The sequence below is a fragment of the Synechococcus sp. H55.8 genome (genome assembly GCF_047462375.1).
Lineage (GTDB): Bacteria > Cyanobacteriota > Cyanobacteriia > Thermostichales > Thermostichaceae > Thermostichus.
On sequence record NZ_JANSJC010000024.1, the window covers coordinates 23,677 to 42,416 of the forward strand.

General features: G+C 61.0%; 17 protein-coding genes and 1 pseudogene. 10 read left to right on the forward strand and 8 right to left on the reverse strand.

The genetic code is table 11. From position 1 onward, the window contains the following. Positions 1-14 precede the first annotated feature (14 nt). The 8 genes from pflA (at position 15) to cysW (ending at position 11,043) form a co-directional block, all read left to right on the forward strand. Positions 15-767 (forward strand): pyruvate formate-lyase-activating protein, encoded by a 753-nt coding sequence (pflA, locus tag NW862_RS10360; protein WP_011429382.1) that lies wholly within the window; start codon positions 15-17, stop codon positions 765-767. Positions 768-955: 188 nt separating this feature from the next. After that, positions 956-1,366, forward strand: coding sequence for an OsmC family protein (locus NW862_RS10365; RefSeq protein ID WP_414335832.1), 411 nt, complete (start codon positions 956-958; stop codon positions 1,364-1,366). A gap of 91 nt (positions 1,367-1,457) precedes the next feature. Beyond that, on the forward strand, positions 1,458-4,088 hold the full coding sequence (gene adhE, locus NW862_RS10370; RefSeq protein WP_414427153.1) for a bifunctional acetaldehyde-CoA/alcohol dehydrogenase: 2,631 nt from the start codon (positions 1,458-1,460) through the stop codon (positions 4,086-4,088). A gap of 55 nt (positions 4,089-4,143) precedes the next feature. Continuing rightward, positions 4,144-6,888 carry a GNAT family N-acetyltransferase gene (locus NW862_RS10375; RefSeq protein ID WP_414427154.1) on the forward strand — a complete coding sequence of 915 codons (2,745 nt, stop codon included), beginning with the start codon at positions 4,144-4,146 and terminating at the stop codon, positions 6,886-6,888. A gap of 129 nt (positions 6,889-7,017) precedes the next feature. Then, entirely contained in the window at positions 7,018-8,169 is a 1,152-nt protein-coding gene (locus NW862_RS10380; RefSeq protein WP_414427155.1) for a sulfate ABC transporter substrate-binding protein, read from the forward strand. Positions 8,170-8,315: 146 nt separating this feature from the next. Continuing rightward, entirely contained in the window at positions 8,316-9,395 is a 1,080-nt protein-coding gene (locus tag NW862_RS10385; protein ID WP_414349293.1) for a sulfate/molybdate ABC transporter ATP-binding protein, read from the forward strand. 6 nt (positions 9,396-9,401) lie between these two features. Beyond that, entirely contained in the window at positions 9,402-10,214 is an 813-nt protein-coding gene (gene cysT, locus NW862_RS10390; RefSeq protein WP_414335336.1) for a sulfate ABC transporter permease subunit CysT, read from the forward strand. After that, complete coding sequence (gene cysW / locus NW862_RS10395; RefSeq protein WP_414335334.1) at positions 10,204-11,043, forward strand: sulfate ABC transporter permease subunit CysW; 840 nt, start codon at positions 10,204-10,206, stop codon at positions 11,041-11,043. Before cysT ends, cysW begins: the two co-directional genes overlap by 11 nt. A 103-nt stretch (positions 11,044-11,146) precedes the next feature. On the opposite strand, the gene msrA is transcribed toward cysW, so the two are convergent. From msrA to sfsA, 3 genes are all read right to left on the reverse strand, one after another. Beyond that, the gene (msrA, locus tag NW862_RS10400) at positions 11,147-11,815 is read right to left on the reverse strand and encodes a peptide-methionine (S)-S-oxide reductase MsrA (protein ID WP_414335345.1); all 669 of its coding nucleotides are present in this window, start codon (positions 11,813-11,815) and stop codon (positions 11,147-11,149) included. Positions 11,816-11,911: 96 nt separating this feature from the next. After that, positions 11,912-12,697: an exodeoxyribonuclease III gene (gene xth, locus NW862_RS10405; RefSeq protein ID WP_414335333.1), complete on the reverse strand. Its 786-nt coding sequence runs from the start codon at positions 12,695-12,697 to the stop codon at positions 11,912-11,914. Positions 12,698-12,721: 24 nt separating this feature from the next. Next, a complete protein-coding gene (gene sfsA / locus NW862_RS10410) occupies positions 12,722-13,441 on the reverse strand; it encodes a DNA/RNA nuclease SfsA (RefSeq protein ID WP_414335331.1) in 720 nt (239 codons plus the stop codon). A gap of 195 nt (positions 13,442-13,636) precedes the next feature. Between sfsA and NW862_RS10415 the strand changes: the two genes are divergently transcribed. Beyond that, on the forward strand, positions 13,637-14,233 hold the full coding sequence (locus tag NW862_RS10415) for an NYN domain-containing protein (RefSeq protein WP_414335330.1): 597 nt from the start codon (positions 13,637-13,639) through the stop codon (positions 14,231-14,233). A 34-nt stretch (positions 14,234-14,267) separates the two neighbouring features. On the opposite strand, the gene cbiE is transcribed toward NW862_RS10415, so the two are convergent. The 3 genes from cbiE to NW862_RS10430 are packed head-to-tail and all read right to left on the reverse strand — an operon-like array spanning position 14,268 to position 16,871. Next, on the reverse strand, positions 14,268-15,515 hold the full coding sequence (gene cbiE, locus NW862_RS10420) for a precorrin-6y C5,15-methyltransferase (decarboxylating) subunit CbiE (protein WP_414427156.1): 1,248 nt from the start codon (positions 15,513-15,515) through the stop codon (positions 14,268-14,270). Then, positions 15,516-16,208: a hypothetical protein gene (locus NW862_RS10425; protein WP_414427157.1), complete on the reverse strand. Its 693-nt coding sequence runs from the start codon at positions 16,206-16,208 to the stop codon at positions 15,516-15,518. Positions 16,209-16,241: 33 nt separating this feature from the next. Further along, complete coding sequence (locus NW862_RS10430; RefSeq protein WP_414335343.1) at positions 16,242-16,871, reverse strand: cobalt-precorrin-8X methylmutase; 630 nt, start codon at positions 16,869-16,871, stop codon at positions 16,242-16,244. A 194-nt stretch (positions 16,872-17,065) separates the two neighbouring features. Between NW862_RS10430 and NW862_RS10435 the strand changes: the two genes are divergently transcribed. Then, positions 17,066-18,169 carry an alpha/beta fold hydrolase gene (locus tag NW862_RS10435; protein ID WP_414427158.1) on the forward strand — a complete coding sequence of 368 codons (1,104 nt, stop codon included), beginning with the start codon at positions 17,066-17,068 and terminating at the stop codon, positions 18,167-18,169. Positions 18,170-18,278: 109 nt separating this feature from the next. On the opposite strand, the pseudogene NW862_RS10440 reads toward NW862_RS10435, so the two are convergent. Continuing rightward, positions 18,279-18,509: pseudogene (locus NW862_RS10440) on the reverse strand (zinc ribbon domain-containing protein); the annotation flags it as partial. An 18-nt stretch (positions 18,510-18,527) separates the two neighbouring features. Next, on the reverse strand, positions 18,528-18,740 hold a 213-nt coding region (locus tag NW862_RS10445), incomplete at its 5' end, for a transposase (RefSeq protein ID WP_414336911.1).

The window sequence follows — 18,740 nt, forward strand, 5'->3', positions numbered from 1 at the left end:
TTGAGGATAGAAGTATGGATACCCCGCTCAACCCCTTGACGCCGATAACCGGCCGCATTCACTCGGTCGAGACCTGTGGCACGGTGGATGGGCCAGGGATCCGCTTTGTCATCTTCCTACAGGGCTGTCCTCTGCGCTGTCTGTACTGCCACAATCCCGACTGTCGGGATCCCAATGCCGGCCAGGTGGTGACGGTGGACTCCCTCATGGCGGAGATCCAGCGCTGCCGCAATTACTACCTCAAGGGTGGGGGAGTCACGGCCAGCGGGGGGGAACCGTTAATGCAACCCAACTTTGTGGCCGAGATTTTCCGCCGCTGCCACGAGCTGGACTTGCACACGGCGCTGGACACTTCCGGCTACGCGCCCTTGGGAGTGGCCAAGCCGGTTTTGGCCCATACGGATTTGGTGTTGCTCGATATCAAGTCCTATCTGCCGGAGCTCTATCGCAAAGTTACCGGCGTTTCGCTGCAGCCCACTCTCGATCTGGCTCGCTATTTGGATCAGATTCACAAGCCCACCTGGATTCGTTTTGTTCTCGTTCCTGGACTAACAGATCCTGAGGAAAACATCAAGGGCTTGGCTGAGTTTGTGGCCACTCTATCCAACGTGGAGCGGGTGGAGGTTTTGCCCTTTCACAAGATGGGGGAATACAAATGGCAGCAGTTGGGACTGCCCTACACCCTCAGCGATGTCCAGCCGCCCACCCCGGAACAGATCAACCACGCTTTGCAAATCTTTCGCGAGCGGGGATTGGTGGCGGTTTAATGGCTGCTAAGACTTAGTTTATTGCCGTAGCAACAGTAACAAAAACAGAGTCAATCCCCATTTGCATCAGCTTGATCCCAAAGTCATCTCTAAAATTCTTAGGCTGCCCCTAAAGTAGCGCTAGGTTGAACTTATAGGCTAGGAGCTGGTCAACTCTGGCAGATGGAAAAATAGAGGAGGGATCCCCAGTGGAAGTGCGCGTAACCTACCAGAATGGCGTTCAATTTCAAGCCGAAAGCCGCGGCCATCGCATCCTCAGCGATCAGCCCTTGGACAACCACGGCCAAGATCAGGGAATGACGCCGCCGGAGTGGTTTTTGGCCTCTTTGGGTGCTTGTGTTGGCTTTTATGCCGTCAAGTATCTGGAAGCGCGGCAGTTGGATCCTCGAGGGCTGGAAGTGGTTGTTACTGCAGATAAAGTTGAGCACCCCAGCCGCTTAGACAACATTTGCATTCGCGTTCAGACGGGGATCCCGCTCGACGAAAGGCAGCAAAAGGGCCTAGAAAAAGCTGTCGACGCTTGCATCATCCACAACACCCTCACCCATCCCCCAAAAATGACCACCGAGATCCAGGTTCCCGCACCTGTGGGCGCTTAGCCAGCCAGTGAGCCTATGGAGTTTTCCAGCAATTTCTAATGGTTGCCTCAACTCTTAACCCGTATGGATGTGATTTTGGAGGGATCCACCTATGCCTGTTACCAATCTCGAGGAACTGGAAGCTTTAATCCAGCAGGTGAAAGCTGCCCAGGCTGAGTATGCCACCTTCACCCAGGAGCAGGTGGATCGAATCTTTCACAAAGCTGCCCTGGCGGCCAACAACGAGCGGATCCCCTTGGCCAAGTTGGCCGTAGAGGAGACCGGCATGGGCATTGTGGAAGACAAGGTGATCAAAAATCACTTTGCCTCTGAATACATTTACAACAAGTACAAACACGAGAAAACCTGTGGCGTCATTGAGCGGGACGAGAGCTTTGGCTACGAGCGCATTGCTGAGCCGGTGGGGCTTTTGGCAGGCATTGTGCCGGTCACCAACCCCACTTCGACAACGGTTTTCAAAGCCCTCATCACTCTGAAAACCCGCAACGCCATCATTTTTGCGCCTCACCCCCGCGCCAAACGATGCACCATCGCTGCGGCCAAAGTGGTCAAAGAGGCGGCTGAGGCGGCAGGCGCGCCTGTGGGCTTGATTGGCTGGATTGACGAGCCCACGATTGAGCTTTCTCAGGCTTTGATGCAGCATCCGGAGGTGAAATTGATCCTGGCCACCGGCGGCCCCGGCATGGTCAAGGCGGCCTATTCCTCCGGCCACCCCTCGCTGGGCGTGGGGGCGGGCAACACGCCGGCGGTCATCGACACCAGTGCCGACATTCCCATGGCCGTCAGTTCAATCTTGCTCAGCAAAACTTTTGACAACGGCATGATCTGCGCCTCGGAACAGGCGGTGATTGTGGTGGAGGCCGTTTATGAGCAGGTGAAGGCGGAATTTTGTCATCAAGGGGCCTACTTTTTGGATCCGGAACAAACGCAAGCGGTGCGCCGCATCCTCCTCAGGGATGGCCGTCTCAATCCAGCTATTGTCGGCCAATCGGTGCAGACCATTGCCGCTCTAGCCGGGATCCAGGTACCCGAAGGCACCAAGCTGCTGATTGGGGAAGTGGACAAGGTGGGGCCCGAAGAGCCGTTTTCCTACGAAAAATTGGCCCCTGTTTTGGCCTTCTACCGTGCCAAGGATTTCCACAGCGCCGTCGATGTTGCTGTCCAACTGGTCAATTTCGGTGGGCGGGGCCACACCTCTGTTTTGTATACCGATCCGGCCAACCAGGACGATATTGCCTACTTTGAGCATGCCCTCCAAACAGCGCGGGTGCTGATCAACACCCCCTCTTCCCAGGGGGCGATTGGGGATCTCTACAACTTTAGGCTGGATCCCTCGTTAACTTTGGGCTGTGGCACGTGGGGGGGCAACTCGGTCTCCGACAATGTGGGGCCGCGCCACCTGCTCAACATTAAAACCGTGGCCTACCGGCGGGAAAATATGCTCTGGTTCCGGGTGCCGCCCAAGATCTACTTCAAGCCGGGATGTCTACCGGTGGCGCTGCGGGAGTTGGCCGGCAAAAAACGGGCTTTTTTGGTGACCGATAAGCCCCTCTTCGAGCTGGGTGTGCTGCAGCCGGTTACCCAGGTTTTGGACGAGCTGCACGTGAACTGGGATGTCTACCACGAGGTGGAGCCGGATCCCACCCTCAGCAACGTCAACCGCGGCCTGGAGCAGTTGCGCCAGTTTCAGCCGGATGTCATCATCGCCGTGGGCGGCGGATCCCCGATGGATGCGGCCAAGGTGATGTGGCTGATGTACGAGCAGCCCCAGGTGGAGTTTGAAGGCCTGGCAACGCGCTTTATGGACATCCGCAAGCGGGTCTACGAGCTGCCGCCGCTGGGGCAAAAAGCCCAACTGGTCTGCATCCCCACCACTTCCGGGACGGGATCCGAGGTAACGCCCTTTGCGGTGGTGACCGATGACCGGGTGGGGATCAAGTACCCCCTGGCCGACTACGCCCTCACCCCCAGCATGGCCATTGTCGATCCGGATCTCACCCTGAAGATGCCCAAGAAGCTGACGGCTTACGGCGGCATCGATGCCCTCACCCACGCCTTGGAAGCCTATGTCTCGGTGATGGCCAGCGAGTTTACCGACGGGCTGGCGCTGCAGGCAATTAAGCTGCTGATGACCTACCTGCCGCGGGCCTACGAGAAGGGAGCTGAGGATCCAGAAGCGCGGGAAAAAGTCCACTACGCCGCCACCCTTGCCGGCATGGCCTTTGCCAACGCCTTTTTGGGGGTGTGCCACTCTTTGGCCCACAAGCTGGGATCCACCTTCCACCTGCCCCACGGCCTGGCCAATGCCCTGATGATTACCCACGTCATCCGCTACAACGCCACCGACGCCCCCTTCAAGCAGGCCATCTTTCCCCAATACCGCTATCCCAACGCCAAGCACCGCTATGCCGAAATTGCCGATTACCTGCAGTTGGGGGGAGCCAATGATGAGGAAAAGGTCATGCGCCTTATCGAGGCCATCGAGGAGCTGAAGCGGAAGCTGGGGATCCCGGCCAGCATTCGCGAGGCCCTCAGCGAGAGCGAGCAGGCCTTTTACGACCGTCTGGAAGCGATGGCGGAGCAGGCTTTTGATGACCAATGCACCGGCGCCAACCCCCGCTACCCCCTCATTCAGGATATGAAGGAGCTGTACGTCTTGGCCTATCGGGGCTGCCGGGTGGAGGCTGCCCTCTACCACCAGCCGGAGCCGGCTCTGGTTTAAGGTCGGCCTTCCTCCCCGCCAAAACGTACTTCTCCCTTCCCTCCTTGCAACGGCTATGGCTACGCTGCACCGCCCCGATCCCAGCCTGGACATCTGGAAGGCCAGATCCCACCCCTTAGATCCCATTTTTCTGCCTCGCTCGGTGGCGGTGGTGGGGGCAACAGAGCGCGAGGGCAGTGTGGGGCGCACGGTGCTCTGGAACCTGATCAGCCACCCCTTTGGCGGCACGGTCTACCCGGTCAACCCCAAGCGGCACCAGGTGTTGGGCATCCGGGCCTACGAGCGGCTCTCTGCTCTGCCGGAGCCGGTGGATCTGGCCATCATCGCCATCCCGGCAGCCGGGGTGCCGGCGGTTATTCAAGAATGCGTCGAGGCCGGCGTCAAGGGGGCCATTGTCCTCTCGGCAGGCTTTAAGGAAATTGGCCCGGAGGGGCTGGAGCTGGAAAAGGCCATCCAAGAGGCTGCCCGCGGCAAGCTGCGCCTCATTGGTCCCAACTGCCTGGGGATCCAAAATCCCCACACCGGCCTCAATGCCACCTTTGCTGCCCAGATGGCCCGACCCGGCAACGTGGGGTTTATCAGCCAAAGCGGGGCGCTCTGCACCTCGATCCTGGACTGGAGCCTGCGGGAAAATGTCGGCTTTAGCGCCTTCATCTCCCTGGGATCCATGCTGGATGTGGGCTGGGGGGATCTCATCGACTATCTGGGCGAGGATCCCCATACCCACAGCATTGTCCTCTACATGGAGTCGATTGGGGACGCGCGGTCGTTTGTGTCGGCGGCCCGCGAGGTGGCGCTGAGCAAGCCCATTATTGTCATCAAGGCGGGGCGTACCCAGGCGGCGGCCCAGGCGGCAGCTTCCCACACGGGATCCCTCACCGGCAGCGACGCGGTTTTGGATGCAGCCTTCCGCCGCTGCGGTGTGCTGCGGGTGGATCACATCGAAGATCTCTTCGACATGGCGGAGGTGCTGGCCAAACAGCCCCGCCCGCAGGGCCCCCACCTCAGCATCCTCACCAATGCCGGCGGACCGGGGGTGCTGGCCACCGACACCCTCATCCGCGCCGGGGGATCCCTGGCCCAGCTCTCTCCCCAAACCCTGGAGCAGCTTAACTCCATCCTGCCGCCCCACTGGAGCCACGGCAATCCCATTGATATTTTGGGCGATGCCGGGCCGGAGCGCTTTGCCCAGGCGCTGGAGATCGTGCTGCGGGATCCCGCCAGCCAGGGCTGTTTGGTGATCCTCACCCCCCAGGCGATGACGGATCCCACCGCCACTGCTGCCAAGGTGGTGGAGACCTGGCGGCGCAGCGGCTCCCGGCAGCCCATCCTGGCCAGTTGGATGGGGGGAGACTTGGTGGATGCCGGCGAGCAGATCCTTAACCAAGCGGGGATCCCCACCTACCGCTATCCGGATCAGGCGGCACGGGTGTTCAGCTATCTGTGGCGCTTTAGCGACAACCTCAAGGCCCTCTACGAAACTCCCACTCTGCTCCCTGCAACAGCGGTCGAGCGCGAGAGGGTGCAACCCATCCTCGGCCAAGCCCGGCAGCAAGGTCGCCGGCTCTTAACCGAGGTCGAGTCCAAGGAGATCCTGGCCGCCTACGGGATCCCGGTGGTGCCCACGCGGGTGGCCAATAGCCCGGAAGCAGCGGTAGAGGCCGCCGCAGAAATGGGCTACCCGGTGGTGCTGAAGCTCTACTCCCACACCCTCACCCACAAGAGCGACGTGGGCGGTGTGCAGCTCAACCTGCCCGATGCCGAAGCGGTGCGGCGGGCCTTCGCCCAGATTCGCCGCAACGTCAGTGAGAAAGCAGGGCCAGAGCACTTCCAAGGGGTGACGGTGCAGCCGATGATCCGCACCGACGGCTACGAGCTGATCCTGGGCAGCAGCGAGGATCCCCAGTTTGGGCCGGTGTTGCTGTTTGGCAGCGGCGGCCAGTTGGTGGAGGTGTTCCAGGATCGCGCCATTGGCCTTCCCCCCCTCAACACCACCTTGGCGCGCCGCCTGATGGAGAATACCCTCATCTACAAGGCCCTCAAGGGGGTGCGGGGGCGCCGAGCCGTCAATCTGGAAGCGCTGGAACAGCTCTTGGTGCGCTTCAGCCAACTGGTGGCCGAACAGCGGCAGATCCAAGAGATCGACATCAACCCCCTGCTGGCCTCGGGCGAGCAACTGCTGGCTTTGGATGCCCGCGTCATTTTGCGCTCGGAGCAAGAACCACCCGTGCCGTTGGCCATCCGCCCCTACCCCAGCCAGTACACTTGGCCCTTCCGCGAGGGCATCACCATCCGCCCCATCCGTCCCGAAGACGAGCCGCTGGTGATCCAGTTTCACCGCCACGTCTCCGACTACAGCATCTACCTGCGCTACTTCCACCCCATCAAATACAGCGCCCGCATCGCCCACGAGCGCTTGGTTCGCATCTGCTTTAACGACTACGACCGCGAGATCGCCCTGGTGGCGGAAAAACAGGAGCCAGAAGCTACAATCCTCGGCATCAGCCGCCTCTCCAAAAAACACGGCCTTCCCGAAGAAGCCGAGTTTGCCCTGTTGGTGGCGGATCCCTACCAAAGACAGGGGATCGGCACGGAGCTGCTGACCCGCCTGATTCAGGTGGCCCGCTGCGAAGGGATCCGGCGCCTCACCGGCGAGGTGCTCAGCGAAAACGAGGGCATGCGCCGCCTCTGCAGGCGCTTGGGGTTCCAGTTGCTCCCCTCTTCAGAGGATCCCGGCCTCCTCAGGGCCACGCTGGATCTTGCTGCCGATGCGGCGCTCCCCACCCCCTGCCCTGCCTAGGGATCCCTGGCCCTAAAAACGGTTTGCCGACCGGCTTACCGTAGAATGTGAAGAGCGGCAGCCAGCCTCACGGGTTGCAAAGCCCTTCAGCTCCCCTCTCCCTTTGGGAGAGGGGCTGGGGGTGGTCGCGTGAGCGGCGCGGAGCGCTTGGGCAATTTCCCTTTGGGAGAGGGGCCGGGGGTGAGGGACACAGAAGTGGAGAAGTTTTTGGGGATAGGGGTGAACATGGAAGGGACAGCAGGGAACCCATTGGGGATCCCCTCACCTGTCGCGGTGGTCTGGTTTGGGAAAGTGGGGCGGTGGCTGGCGGTGGGATCCCTGCTCCTGGGACTTCTGCTGGGGCTGGGCGGCTGTGGGGTGGGATCCCAAGGGGAAGTGAGGATTCTCCTAGCTTCTTTTGCGGTGACCCGCGATGCCTACCGGCAGATCATCCCTGCCTTTGAGGCCCACTGGCTGGCCCAGACCGGCCAACGGGTGCGCGTAGAAAGCAGCTACGCCGGCTCGGCCACACAAGCGCGGGCGGTCATTGACGGGCTGGATGCCGATGTGGTGGCTCTGGCCCTGGGCCTGGATGTGGAGCGCATTGTGGCTGCCGGTCTCGTTCGACCGGACTGGGAAAGCCGCACGCCCAACCAAGGGATCGTTACCCGCTCGGTGGTGGTGATCGTCACGCGGCAGGGCAACCCCCACGCTATCCACTCTTGGCTGGACCTGGCCCGGCCTGGCTTGCAGGTGGTTACCGCCAACCCCAAAACCTCAGGGGGCGCCCGCTGGAACTTTTTGGCCCTCTGGAGTGCTGTCCCTGAACCTCAGGCCCTGGCCTTCACCACCCAGGTCTACAAAAATGTCCGCGTCCTGCCGCGGGACTCGCGGGAAGCCACCGATGTCTTTTTCCAAAAAGGGCAGGGGGATGCCCTGCTCACCTACGAACAGGAGGTGATCCTGGCCGGCCTGCGCGGCCAGCCCTTGCCCTACGTGGTGCCGGATCCCAACATTTCCATCGACAACCCCGTAGCCGTGGTGGATGCCACGGTGGAGCGAAAAGGAACCCGCGCCGTGGCCGAAGCCTTTGTGAACTACCTGTTTACTCCAGAAGCGCAGCGGGCCTTTGCCGAGGTGGGTTTCCGTCCGGTGGAGCCGACGGTGGCGCAAGAGTTTGCCCAGCGGTACCCTCCCATTGAGAAGCTGGTAACCGTTGCCGACCTGGGCGGCTGGGAAGCAATCCAAAACCGCTTCTTTGCCGATGGGGCTGTGTTTGACCGCATCCAAGCTGGGTTGTAGGGAGCCTCCCTTGTTTTGCATCCCCATTCAAGGTATCCTGGGAGCAGTATCAACGGTTTGTTGACAGGTTTACCGTAGATTAGAGGCTCCCTACCTCCTCAGGGATAGGCAGCGCCATCCGGCCAACCCTTAGCTAGGCAGAACCTATGGGCATCACCATTGCAGGGGTATCGAAGCGTTTTGGGCAGTTTCAGGCTCTCCACCCTACGGATCTCACCATTCCCACGGGATCCCTGGTTGCCCTGTTGGGGCCGTCGGGTTCCGGCAAATCTACCCTCTTGCGCCTGATTGCCGGCCTAGAAAAGCCGGACACGGGGCGGATTTTCCTCACCGGGCGGGATGCCACCCATGCCAGCGTCCAGGAGCGCAACGTCGGCTTTGTCTTCCAGCACTACGCCCTGTTCAAGCACATGACGGTGCGGCAGAACATTGCCTTTGGCCTGGAGATCCGCAAAGCTTCGCGGGCTGAGATCCGGGCACGGGTGGACGAGCTGCTGGAGCTGGTGCAACTATCAGGGTTTGGGGATCGCTACCCCTCACAGCTTTCGGGGGGACAGCGGCAGCGGGTGGCTCTGGCCCGCGCCTTGGCGGTGGAGCCGCAGGTGTTGCTCCTGGATGAGCCCTTTGGGGCGCTGGATGCCAGAGTGCGCAAGGAGCTGCGCCAGTGGCTGCGGCGCCTGCACGACGAGGTACACGTCACCACCGTCTTGGTCACCCACGACCAAGAGGAAGCCATGGAGGTGGCCGACCAGATCGTGGTCATGAACCAGGGGCGGATCGAACAGGTGGGATCCCCTGCCGAGATCTACGATCACCCGGCCACTCCCTTTGTCATGAGCTTCATCGGCCCGGTCAACGAGCTCTCTCCCCGCTCCCTGTTATCTTGCCAGCTTCCCGAGGCCCAGGCGGGCCCGCACCAGCTCTTCTTGCGCCCCCACGATGTGCAGATCGAGGTCAACCCCAATAGCAGCGGCGTCTCGGCTTGGGTCAAAGAGATCATCCACCTGGGGCGGGAGATCCAGGCGGAGCTGATTCTCAGCGATGGCGGATCCCTGTGGGCCCACCTCAGCCGCGAGCAATATGCCAGCCAGCCGCTGCAGGTGGGGCAGCAGGTCTATGTCCGCCCCAAGGTGGTCAAGGCCTTTCCCCTCAAAAAAAACGATAAGAAAACTGCCATGACCCCGCTGGCAATGGCGGGACGGAGTCCGATGTCGCTGGGAGCTTGAGGAAAGTTGCAGCAAGCCGGGTTTCAACTGTCTTGGCCGTGGCGGCTGAGCTTGGGCTATCTCTTCCTGATGTTGGCCTTGCCGCTGGCGGCCTTGATCGCCAAGTCCAGCAGCGTCGGCTGGGCGGAGTTCTGGCGGATCGCGACGGATCCGGTGGCCCTCTCCGCCTATGAGGTTACTTTTGTAACCGCGCTGCTGGCGGCTTTGGTTAACGGCGTAATGGGCACCCTGACGGCTTGGGTGTTGGTGCGCTACGCCTTCCCCGGCAAAAAGCTCCTCGAGGGGTTGATCGATCTGCCCTTTGCCCTGCCCACGGCTGTGGCCGGCCTCACCCTGGCAACCGTTTACAGCAGCAACGGCTGGATTGGATCCCTTTTGGCCCCCTTGGGGATCCGCATTGCCTTTACCCGGCTGGGGGTGGGGGTGGCGATGCTGTTTATCTCTTTTCCCTTTGTGGTGCGGACGGTACAGCCGGTGCTGCAGGAGCTGGAACGAGATGTGGAAGAGGCGGCCTGGAGCTTGGGCGCCTCCCGCTGGCAGACCTTCTGGCGGGTGGTGCTGCCCCAGATTTTGCCCGCCGTGTTGACCGGCGTGGCCCTAGGGTTTTCCCGTGCTGTGGGTGAATATGGCTCCATTGTTATCATCGCCTCTAGCATCCCCTTCCGGGATCTCATCGCGGCAGTGCTGGTGATCCAGCGGCTGGAACAGTACGACTATGCCGGGGCAACGGTGATCGGGACGGCGATGCTGGGGATCTCGTTCTTGTCGCTGGTGGTGATTAACCTTCTGCAAGCCTGGGGAAGTCGCCATGAAACCTGACGGGATAGCGGGTGTCCAACCGGAGCCATCGACAAACCCTTGGCTGTCGGGCCTGTTGATCGGCATTGTCGGGCTCTACATCGCCCTGCTGCTTGGGATCCCGGTGGTGAACATCTTTTATCAGGCGTTTCGAGAAGGGATCCCAGCTTTTCTCCAGCACCTGACCGAGCGGGAGCTGCTCAGCGCCCTCCGATTGACGGTGCTGACGGCGCTGGTTGTTGTTCCCCTCAATACTTTTTTTGGCCTCTGCGCCGCCTTGGCCTTGGCTCGCCGCCGTTTTCCGGGGCGGGCTTTGCTGCTCAGCTTGATCGATCTGCCCTTTTCCATTTCCCCGGTGGTGGCCGGCCTGATGCTGGTGCTCCTCTTTGGCCGTCAGGGTTGGCTGGGATCCTGGAACCTGCGGGTCATCTTTGCCTTTCCGGGCATTGTGCTGGCCACGGCTTTCATCACGCTCCCTTTTGTGGTGCGGGAGGTACTGCCGGTGTTGGAAGAGGCCGGCAGCGAGGAAGAAGAAGCCGCCAAAACCCTGGGGGCCAATTCCTGGCAGATCTTCTGGCGCATCACCCTACCCAACATCCGCTGGGGACTCCTGTACGGGGTCATCCTGACCAATGCCCGCGCCATGGGGGAGTTCGGCGCTGTCGCGGTGGTCTCTGGCAACATCATTGGCCGCACCCAGACCCTTCCCTTATTTGTGGAAGATGCCTACCGCAGCTATGCCACGGGCTCGGCCTATGCGGCGGCAGTGGTGCTCTCCTTGCTGGCGGTGGTAACCCTGGTGGCCAAGGAGCTGCTGGAGCGGGGATCCCCTTCCCGCCGCATCTTCTAGACATCTTTTGGGATCCTTGCAATCAACGCTCTAACCCCCCTCTCCCTGAGGGAGAGGGGCCGGGGGTGAGGGCAGCCATGACCGCCATCGGCCAGGGTGTGGCTTAGACAGACTCGGTGAGGATCTCGGGCAGACAAACCTGGGTGCCCCCCAGGCCGCAGTAGCCGCGTGGGTTTTTGGCCAGGTACTGCTGGTGGTAGTCTTCGGCGTAGTAGAACTCTGGGGCGTCCAGGATCTCAGTGGTGATTTGGCCGTAGCCGTGGGCGCTCAGAGCCTGCTGGTAGAGATCGCGGGTTTTTTCCGCCAGCTCCCGTTGTGCCGGGGAATAGACGTAGATGCCGGAGCGATACTGGGTGCCCACATCATTGCCCTGGCGCATCCCTTGGGTGGGATCGTGGTTTTCCCAAAACACCTTCAAAAGCTGCAGGTAGCTAATCTGGCTGGGATCGTAAACCACCCGCACCACCTCGTTGTGGCCAGTCAAACCGGTGCAAACCTCCTCATAGGTGGGGTTGGGGGTATACCCGCCAGCGTAGCCCACGGCAGTGGTGAACACCCCGGGCAACTGCCAAAACTTGCGCTCCGCTCCCCAAAAGCAGCCCATGCCGAACAGGGCCAGCTCCATGCCCTCGGGAAAAGGGGGCTTTAGGGGCGTGCCCTTGACGTAGTGCCGGTTAACGATTGCCATTGGCTCGGAGCGGCCCGGCAAAGCCTCTTCCGGCGTGGGCAAGGTCAGCTTCTTGCTCAGTTTGCCAAAACCAAAGAGCGCCATGGCGGTAGCCCGATACATTCGTTAACATCTACCAGCCTAGCGTAGATAGCCGCTCTTGTCTCGAGAAAAGATTGGCAAGGGAGCGGCCTGGGGATTTCAGACCGCCAGCTCCACAACCACAGGGGCATGGTCGCTGGGCTTTTGTAGCCGCCGCGGCTCGACGTCGATCCAGCAGGCAGTGGCCTTGTCCTGGAGCGGGGGAGAAAGGTAGAGGTGGTCGATGCGCCAGCCGCGATTCTTCTGAAACCCTCCGGCCCGGTAGTCCCACCAGCTAAAATGTCCGGGATCCGGGTTAAACTTGCGAAAGGCATCCTCAAACCCCAAAGCCAGGATCTCCCGCAGGGCCTGCCGTTCTGGCTCCGAGGCCATGATTTCTCCGGCCTTTTGGGGATCGTAGATATCGCGGTCTTCCAGGGCAATGTTAAAGTCCCCACAGAGCAAGATGGGATCCCCTTGGCTGAGGGCAACGGCCAGGTAGTCCTTCAGCGTGGCCAGCCAGCGCAACTTGTAGGCGTACTTGTCGGATCCCACCGCCTCGCCGTTGGGCACGTAGAGGTTGAGAATGCGGATCCCGTGGTAGAGGGCACCGATCAGCCGCTTTTGCTCGTCCAGGTCTGCAGCCGCCGACAGCAGCGCGCCAAACCCCCGCTCCACCTTCTCCGGCACCTCCCGGCTAATTACGGCCACGCCGTTGTAGGACTTTTGCCCGTACACCTCCACATGAAAGCCTCGCTCCTCAAAGGGGGCGCGGGGAAAGTCCTCATCCACCACCTTGGTCTCCTGCAAGCAGAGCACATCCAGGGATCCCTGCTTGTCTAGCCAAGCCAAAACTTGCGGCAACCGGGTGCGAATGGAGTTGACATTCCAGGTGGCCACTTGCATAGCAGCAGGTTCCCAAGACAACGCTCAGGCCACCATTTTGGCCAAACCCAGGGGATGGATCCCCTGGGGCGAGACCGCGATCCGGTAGGGCAACACCTCGACCCCCGCCTGCAGCGCCTGGCGAAACAGATGGGCATAGCGGGGATCCCGTTCTGCGCCAGGGGCGAACTCGGTGCAATCGGCACGGTTGATCCAGTACAGCAGCAGAGCCCGCTGCCCTTGCCGGCGGATCTCAATCAAATCTTCCAGGTGTTTTTGCCCGCGAGTCGTCACCGTATCCGGGAAGAGGGCGCGGGATCCCACGGCCCAGGTGGTATTTTTAACCTCTAGGTAGGCCAAGCCAGAGTCTCCTATCAGCAGGAAGTCGATTTTGCTCCTGCCGCAGGTCACTTCCCGTTGCCAACGAGAAAACCCCGCCAACTGGGGAAACCACCCTTGTTCCAGCCCCCATTCCACCAGGCGATTGGGCAGGCCGGTGTTGATCCCCACCCACACTCCTTCCACCTGGATCATCTCCCAGGTGTAGGCCAATTTGCGCTTGGGATCGGGGTGATGGGAGAGGTACACAGGTGCCCCTACCTGGCAAACCCCCGTCATCGGCCCGGTGTTGGGGCAGTGAGCGGTTACCTGTTGCCCATTTTCCAGCTCCACCTCGGCAAAGAAGCGCTTGTAGCGGCTGCGCAACACCCCTCTGTGCAGGGAGGTCGGGAAACGATAGGGCAGCGCCCCCTGTTGGCCTGTCATTCGCAAGAGCTCTCCGATAAGTATTTTTTCTTTAGGATTTTGGAAGTCTTCCAGGGGTGGGGTGTTTCCTGCGCTAGGGTAAATGACGTATCTCCCCGGCCAGGGCCTTTTTTTGCCGATGCCTTGTTCATATATCCTTTAATACCTTACCTTTTTCTATCCCTTTGCCAAAACCACTTGGAGAAGAAAAGCCGAATGTTGCGTCTTGACCCCGATCCCGGCTTTCAGCCTTCGGATCCGTTGCAGGACAACCGTGGTCGTGTGGCCATCTTCATCGACGGATCCAATCTGTTCTATGCCGCTCTGCAACTGGGCATTGAGATCGACTACACCCGCCTGCTGAAGACGCTAACCGGCCGTTCTCCCCTTCTGCGCTCTTTTTTCTACACCGGCGTCGATCGCAACAACGAAAAGCAGCAGGGGTTTTTGCTCTGGATGCGTCGCAACGGCTACCGCGTGGTTACCAAAGAGCTGACCCAACTGCCCGATGGATCCAAGCGGGCCAACCTAGATGTGGAAATTGCTGTGGACATGTTGTCGCTGGTGCGTTGGTACGAGACGGCAGTGCTGGTGAGCGGCGATGGGGATTTGGCCTACGCGGTCAATGCCGTCAGCTACCAAGGGGCACGGGTGGAGGTGGTCAGCTTGCGTTCCATGACCAGCGACCAACTGATCAACTTGGCAGATCGCTACATCGACCTAGAATCCCTCAAAGACCAAATTAAGAAGACCAATCGCCCCTCCTATCTGTACCGACCCGGGTTCACCACCGACGAGGAGGATGAGGGGTAATTTTTCTCTCACCCCCCACCCCAAAGGAGGGGGTTCAGCGAGATTGCAAAGTTGAAGGGATCCCCTGCAGCAGGTAAACGGGGTTAAGGGGGGCGAAGCGGGTGCCTTCTGCCAGGGCTGTGGAGCGGGAGATCTGGATGTGTTCTAGCCGCACCTGCCAGCCCTGCGAGCGCAGCCATTGCAGGGTTTCGCTGCAGGTTTCCAGGGTGGCAAAGTTGACCACCAAGATCCCCTCAGGCTGCAGGCGGGCCGCCACCACCGGCAGCAGATCGCGGATCCCTTTGCCGCCTCCCCCCAGCAACACCCGATCCGGATCCGGCAAGTCGGCCAGCACCTGGGGCGCTGCCCCGGGGATCACGTGCAGGTTCTCCAGGCCGAAGCGTTGGCGGTTGCGCCGGATGAGACAAATACCCATGGCGTTGCGCTCAACGGCATAGACCTGGAGCTGGGGGGAGAGGCGGGCGATCTCTACGGCCACGGAGCCGGTGCCGGCCCCGACATCCCACACCACTCCCTGCCGCGGCAATTGCAAGGCCCCCAGGGTGAGCAGGCGGATGGGTTGCTTGGTGATCAGGCCGGGCTGGTCGGGAAAGGTGTGGAACTGATCGTCGGGGATCCCGACTAGGGGCCAGCGGCGGGGATCCGGTTCCGGGTCAACGCGGCGCAACACCACCAGATTGGGGCTGGGGAAAGCGGAGTTCTCACCTTCCTGCAGAGGCAGGATCTGCTCGTGGGGGGATCCCAGTTGGCTGCATACCCAGCCCTGGTAGCGCACCGGCAACTGCAGGTCGGCAATGAACTGGGCCAAGCTGGCTGGCGTGTGCTCTGGGTCGGTAAGCACCACAATCACAGGGGATCCCTGTTTGAGAGCGGGTTCCAACGGCTCCATTCCCCGCCCGTGCAGACTGAGAATGGTGGCCTCCTGCCAGGGGATCTGCAGGCGGTTGAGGGCCAACTGCACCGAGCTGACTTGGGGGTAAAAAGCCAGTTGCTCCGCCGGGAAATACTGGGTCAGCAGGCGCCCAATCCCAAAAAACAGGGGATCCCCGCTGGCCAATAAAACCAGGGATCCCTGTGCCAGCTCCTTTTGCAAAAGCGGGATCCAACTTTCCACCGATCCAGTAAGCCGGATCTGGCGAGCCGGATGGTCGGCAAAGTGCTGCAGCAGGCTGGGGGGCCCGGCCAGGGTTTGCGCTTGGGAGAGGGGGGGAATCGCCCAAGAGGCCACCGAGCCATCTCCAGCTACCCCTACGACCGCAAGCTGAGGCAACCGGCTCGCCATCTAGCGTTCGACAGGCGGGTGGTACTGGCGCATGTGGTTGAGAAAATCCAGGCGCAGCTCCGCTACTTCCCGCTGCATCTCCCGCATTTCCCGAATAAAGCCCAGATGAGCCTCGATCAGGCGGCCATCCCGCTCCCGAAATTGCTCCATCATCATGGCTTGCGCTTCCCTCAGCTCGGCAAACCCGGCCTGCATATCGCGGCGAGACTCCTGGATGGCCCTCTCCAGCTCATCTCCCCGCTCTTCGTTCTGGCGAATCCGCTCCTGGTTGTGCTGAATTAACGCCCGGATCTCCTGGATTTCGGTCTGGAGCTGGGCTTCGATGGCCTGCCGCTCGGCTCGCATTGCAGCCATCTGGGCCTCAAAGCGCTCGGCAGCTTGTTGCCGCTCAGCTCGGATCTCGGCGATCTCGGCGGAGAAACGCTCGGCGGCCCGCTGCTGCTCGGCTCGGATCTCGGCGATCTGGGCTGTAAAGGCCTGCCGCATTTCCGTCATCTGGGCCTCAAAGCGCTCGGCGGCCCGCTGCTGCTCAGCTCGGATCTCGGCGATCTGGGCTGTAAAGGCCTGCCGCATTTCCGTCATCTGGGCCTCAAAGCGCTCGGCAGCCCGCTGCTGTTCGGCCCGCAGCTCTTGAAGCTGTTCTTGTTGGAGCTGAAGGTTGCGGATCAGCCACTCCTCTTGTTCGGGGGTCATGGGAAAGGTCTGAAGATGTCGTTCCAATTCTAGTCAGTTGGGAATGGGATCCCGGCGGGCGGCCAGCAGCAGAGCATTGACGATGGCAGCGGCCACCGGGGATCCGCCTTTGCGGCCCTCCACCCGAATCTGGGGGACATCCGTTTGTGCCAATGCCTGTTTGGCCTCCTCCACGGCCACAAAGCCCACCGGCACCCCGATCACCAGGCTGGGCCGGATCCGCTCTGCCCGAATCTCTTCCACCAGCGCCAGCAGCGCCGTGGGCGCATTGCCGACAACAAAGATGGCTTCCGGGTAGCGGCGGGCCACCTGGATCATCCCCTGGGCAGTGCGGGTTTGCCCTGCCGCGGGGGGGTCTTCCACCCAGTCCAAAGCGCAATAGAGCGGGATCCCCTGCGCCTCAAGGCCAGCTTGGATCCCGGCAGCCACCATCCTCACATCCACCACCACGGGCCTTTGCTGCCGCAGGGCCGCCAGCCCCACCTCGACCGCCGTGGGGCTAAACACAAAGCGATCCCGCAGCTCAAAATCGGCGGTGGCGTGGATGGCGCGGCGCACGATCTCGTAGGGGATTCCTTGCCACGGGTGGGGGCCGATCTCTTGGTCGATCTGGCGAAAGCTGGCCGCCGTAATGGGGTCTATCCAAGCTGTCTCATCCATCATCTCAGCCATCGTGGGATCCACAGGCGGAGCCATGGTCAGGCCGGGGGGTTTTCTACGTCCTGCTGACGCGGGCGGTCTTGTTCGGGGAAAGTCGTGCAGAAGGTCCAGAAAAGCTGTGCTCAAAAGGGTTATCTGAGAGAGACGCCCCTTTAGTTCCACTCTAGACGCCCCGAAGCAGCCGCTAAGATCGGTCTATGCTGGTGGAGATGGGCCTGTTGTTGTCACACGCTCCTCCCTTGCCTGAACCCAACTTTTCTCCCTCTGCTGCTGTCGGCGGGGCAAGCTCCCCTCCCCTCGCGCCGCCCCCCTCTTCGGTCGGCAACAGGGATCCCCTTGCCGTGCTCCCTCGCTATGGCCATTCCCAAACCTGGCTCTGGCGTGGCTGGTCTATCCATTTCACCTACACCCCCAGTCGCGCCCAAACCTCCAAGGGCCAGGTGAACTTGACGGCGGCTCCGGCCATCTTGATCCATGGCTTGGGAGCCTCGGTGGGCCATTGGCGCCATAACATTGTTCCCTTGGGATCCCAACGCTCCGTCTATGCCCTTGACTTGCTGGGATTTGGGAAAAGCGCCAAGCCGGAGATCGCCTACAGCGTTGACCTGTGGGTAGAGCAGGTGTACGAGTTTTGGCGAACTCACATCCAGCAGCCCAGCCTCTTGGTAGGCCATTCCATTGGGGGCCTGGTGGGGGTCATTGCTGCTGCCCGCTATCCCCAGATGGTGAAGGGTTTGTGCTTGATCAGTTGTGCCGATGGGCCTCACCCGGAAGAATTGCCCTCTCCTTGGGATGCCCTGGTTCAAGCCCTTTGCGAAGGGATCCTGGCTGTTTTGGGCTGCCCGCTCACCTATCCCCATTTGTTTAACTGGCTGCGACAAACCGAGGTGCTGCGGGCCTGGATCAAAAATGTCTACAAGCGAGACGAGCAGGTGGACGACGAGCTGGTGCAGATCTTCCAGAGGCCAGCCTTTGAGCCGGGGGCAGCCCACGTGTTTTTGGATAGCCTGAGGGCCATCCTTTGCCGCCGCTTCGACAGCCCCAAGCGCCTGCTGCCCACCCTCAAAATGCCGATTTTGCTCCTCTGGGGCCAAGAAGATCCGGCGGTGCCCAGCTTTTTGGCAGACCAATTCAAGCGCTGGCAGCCGGCTCTTACGTTGGTGAAGCTGCCAGGGGTAGGCCACTGTGCTCACGACGAGCTGCCCCACTGGGTCAACGCCCTCATTGGTGAGTGGGCGGCCAGCTTGGAGACTTGCCCCGACTTGTCCACCCACCTTCGCAGGGATCCCGCGGCTGACTAGTCCAGCCAGTTGCCCTGCCAAGGTTCAGCAGTGCCCTCCCTGCTATCGATAAACTACCCCACCGCATAGGCGGGTGGGGTTTTAGCGCTACGCGCCGCTGACGCGAACAGTAGCCCTGCAGTTGGCAAGCCAACCACGGACCTCCAGGCTGGTTTATGGCAGCCACCAAAAGTGCAATGACGTTGGCACCGTTCAAATCTGCATCCCCTTCCCAGCCACAGGCCGGGTTCACACAACGAAAACGCTTCCCTTCCCGCTGGCCAATCCACAAACACCGGTGACAAGTCTGCGAGCTGTAGGCAGGCAGCACCACCACCTTTACCCCTGCTCTTGCTGCCTTGCACAGCCTGTTAAAGAATCAAGGGGTACAGTAGCAACACTTAGCAAACCAACTTCGGAAGCAGGATGGATTAATCAGTAGTAAAGAAGTCTGCACTATCTGCTCCAGGCTATACTTCCCAACTCTGGAAAACTGCCGAATAAAATGCTTCAAAACCGACCACATCATCTCAATAGGATTCAATTCCGGCGCATACACAGGCAGGTATAGAATTCGCGCTCCTGTCCCCCT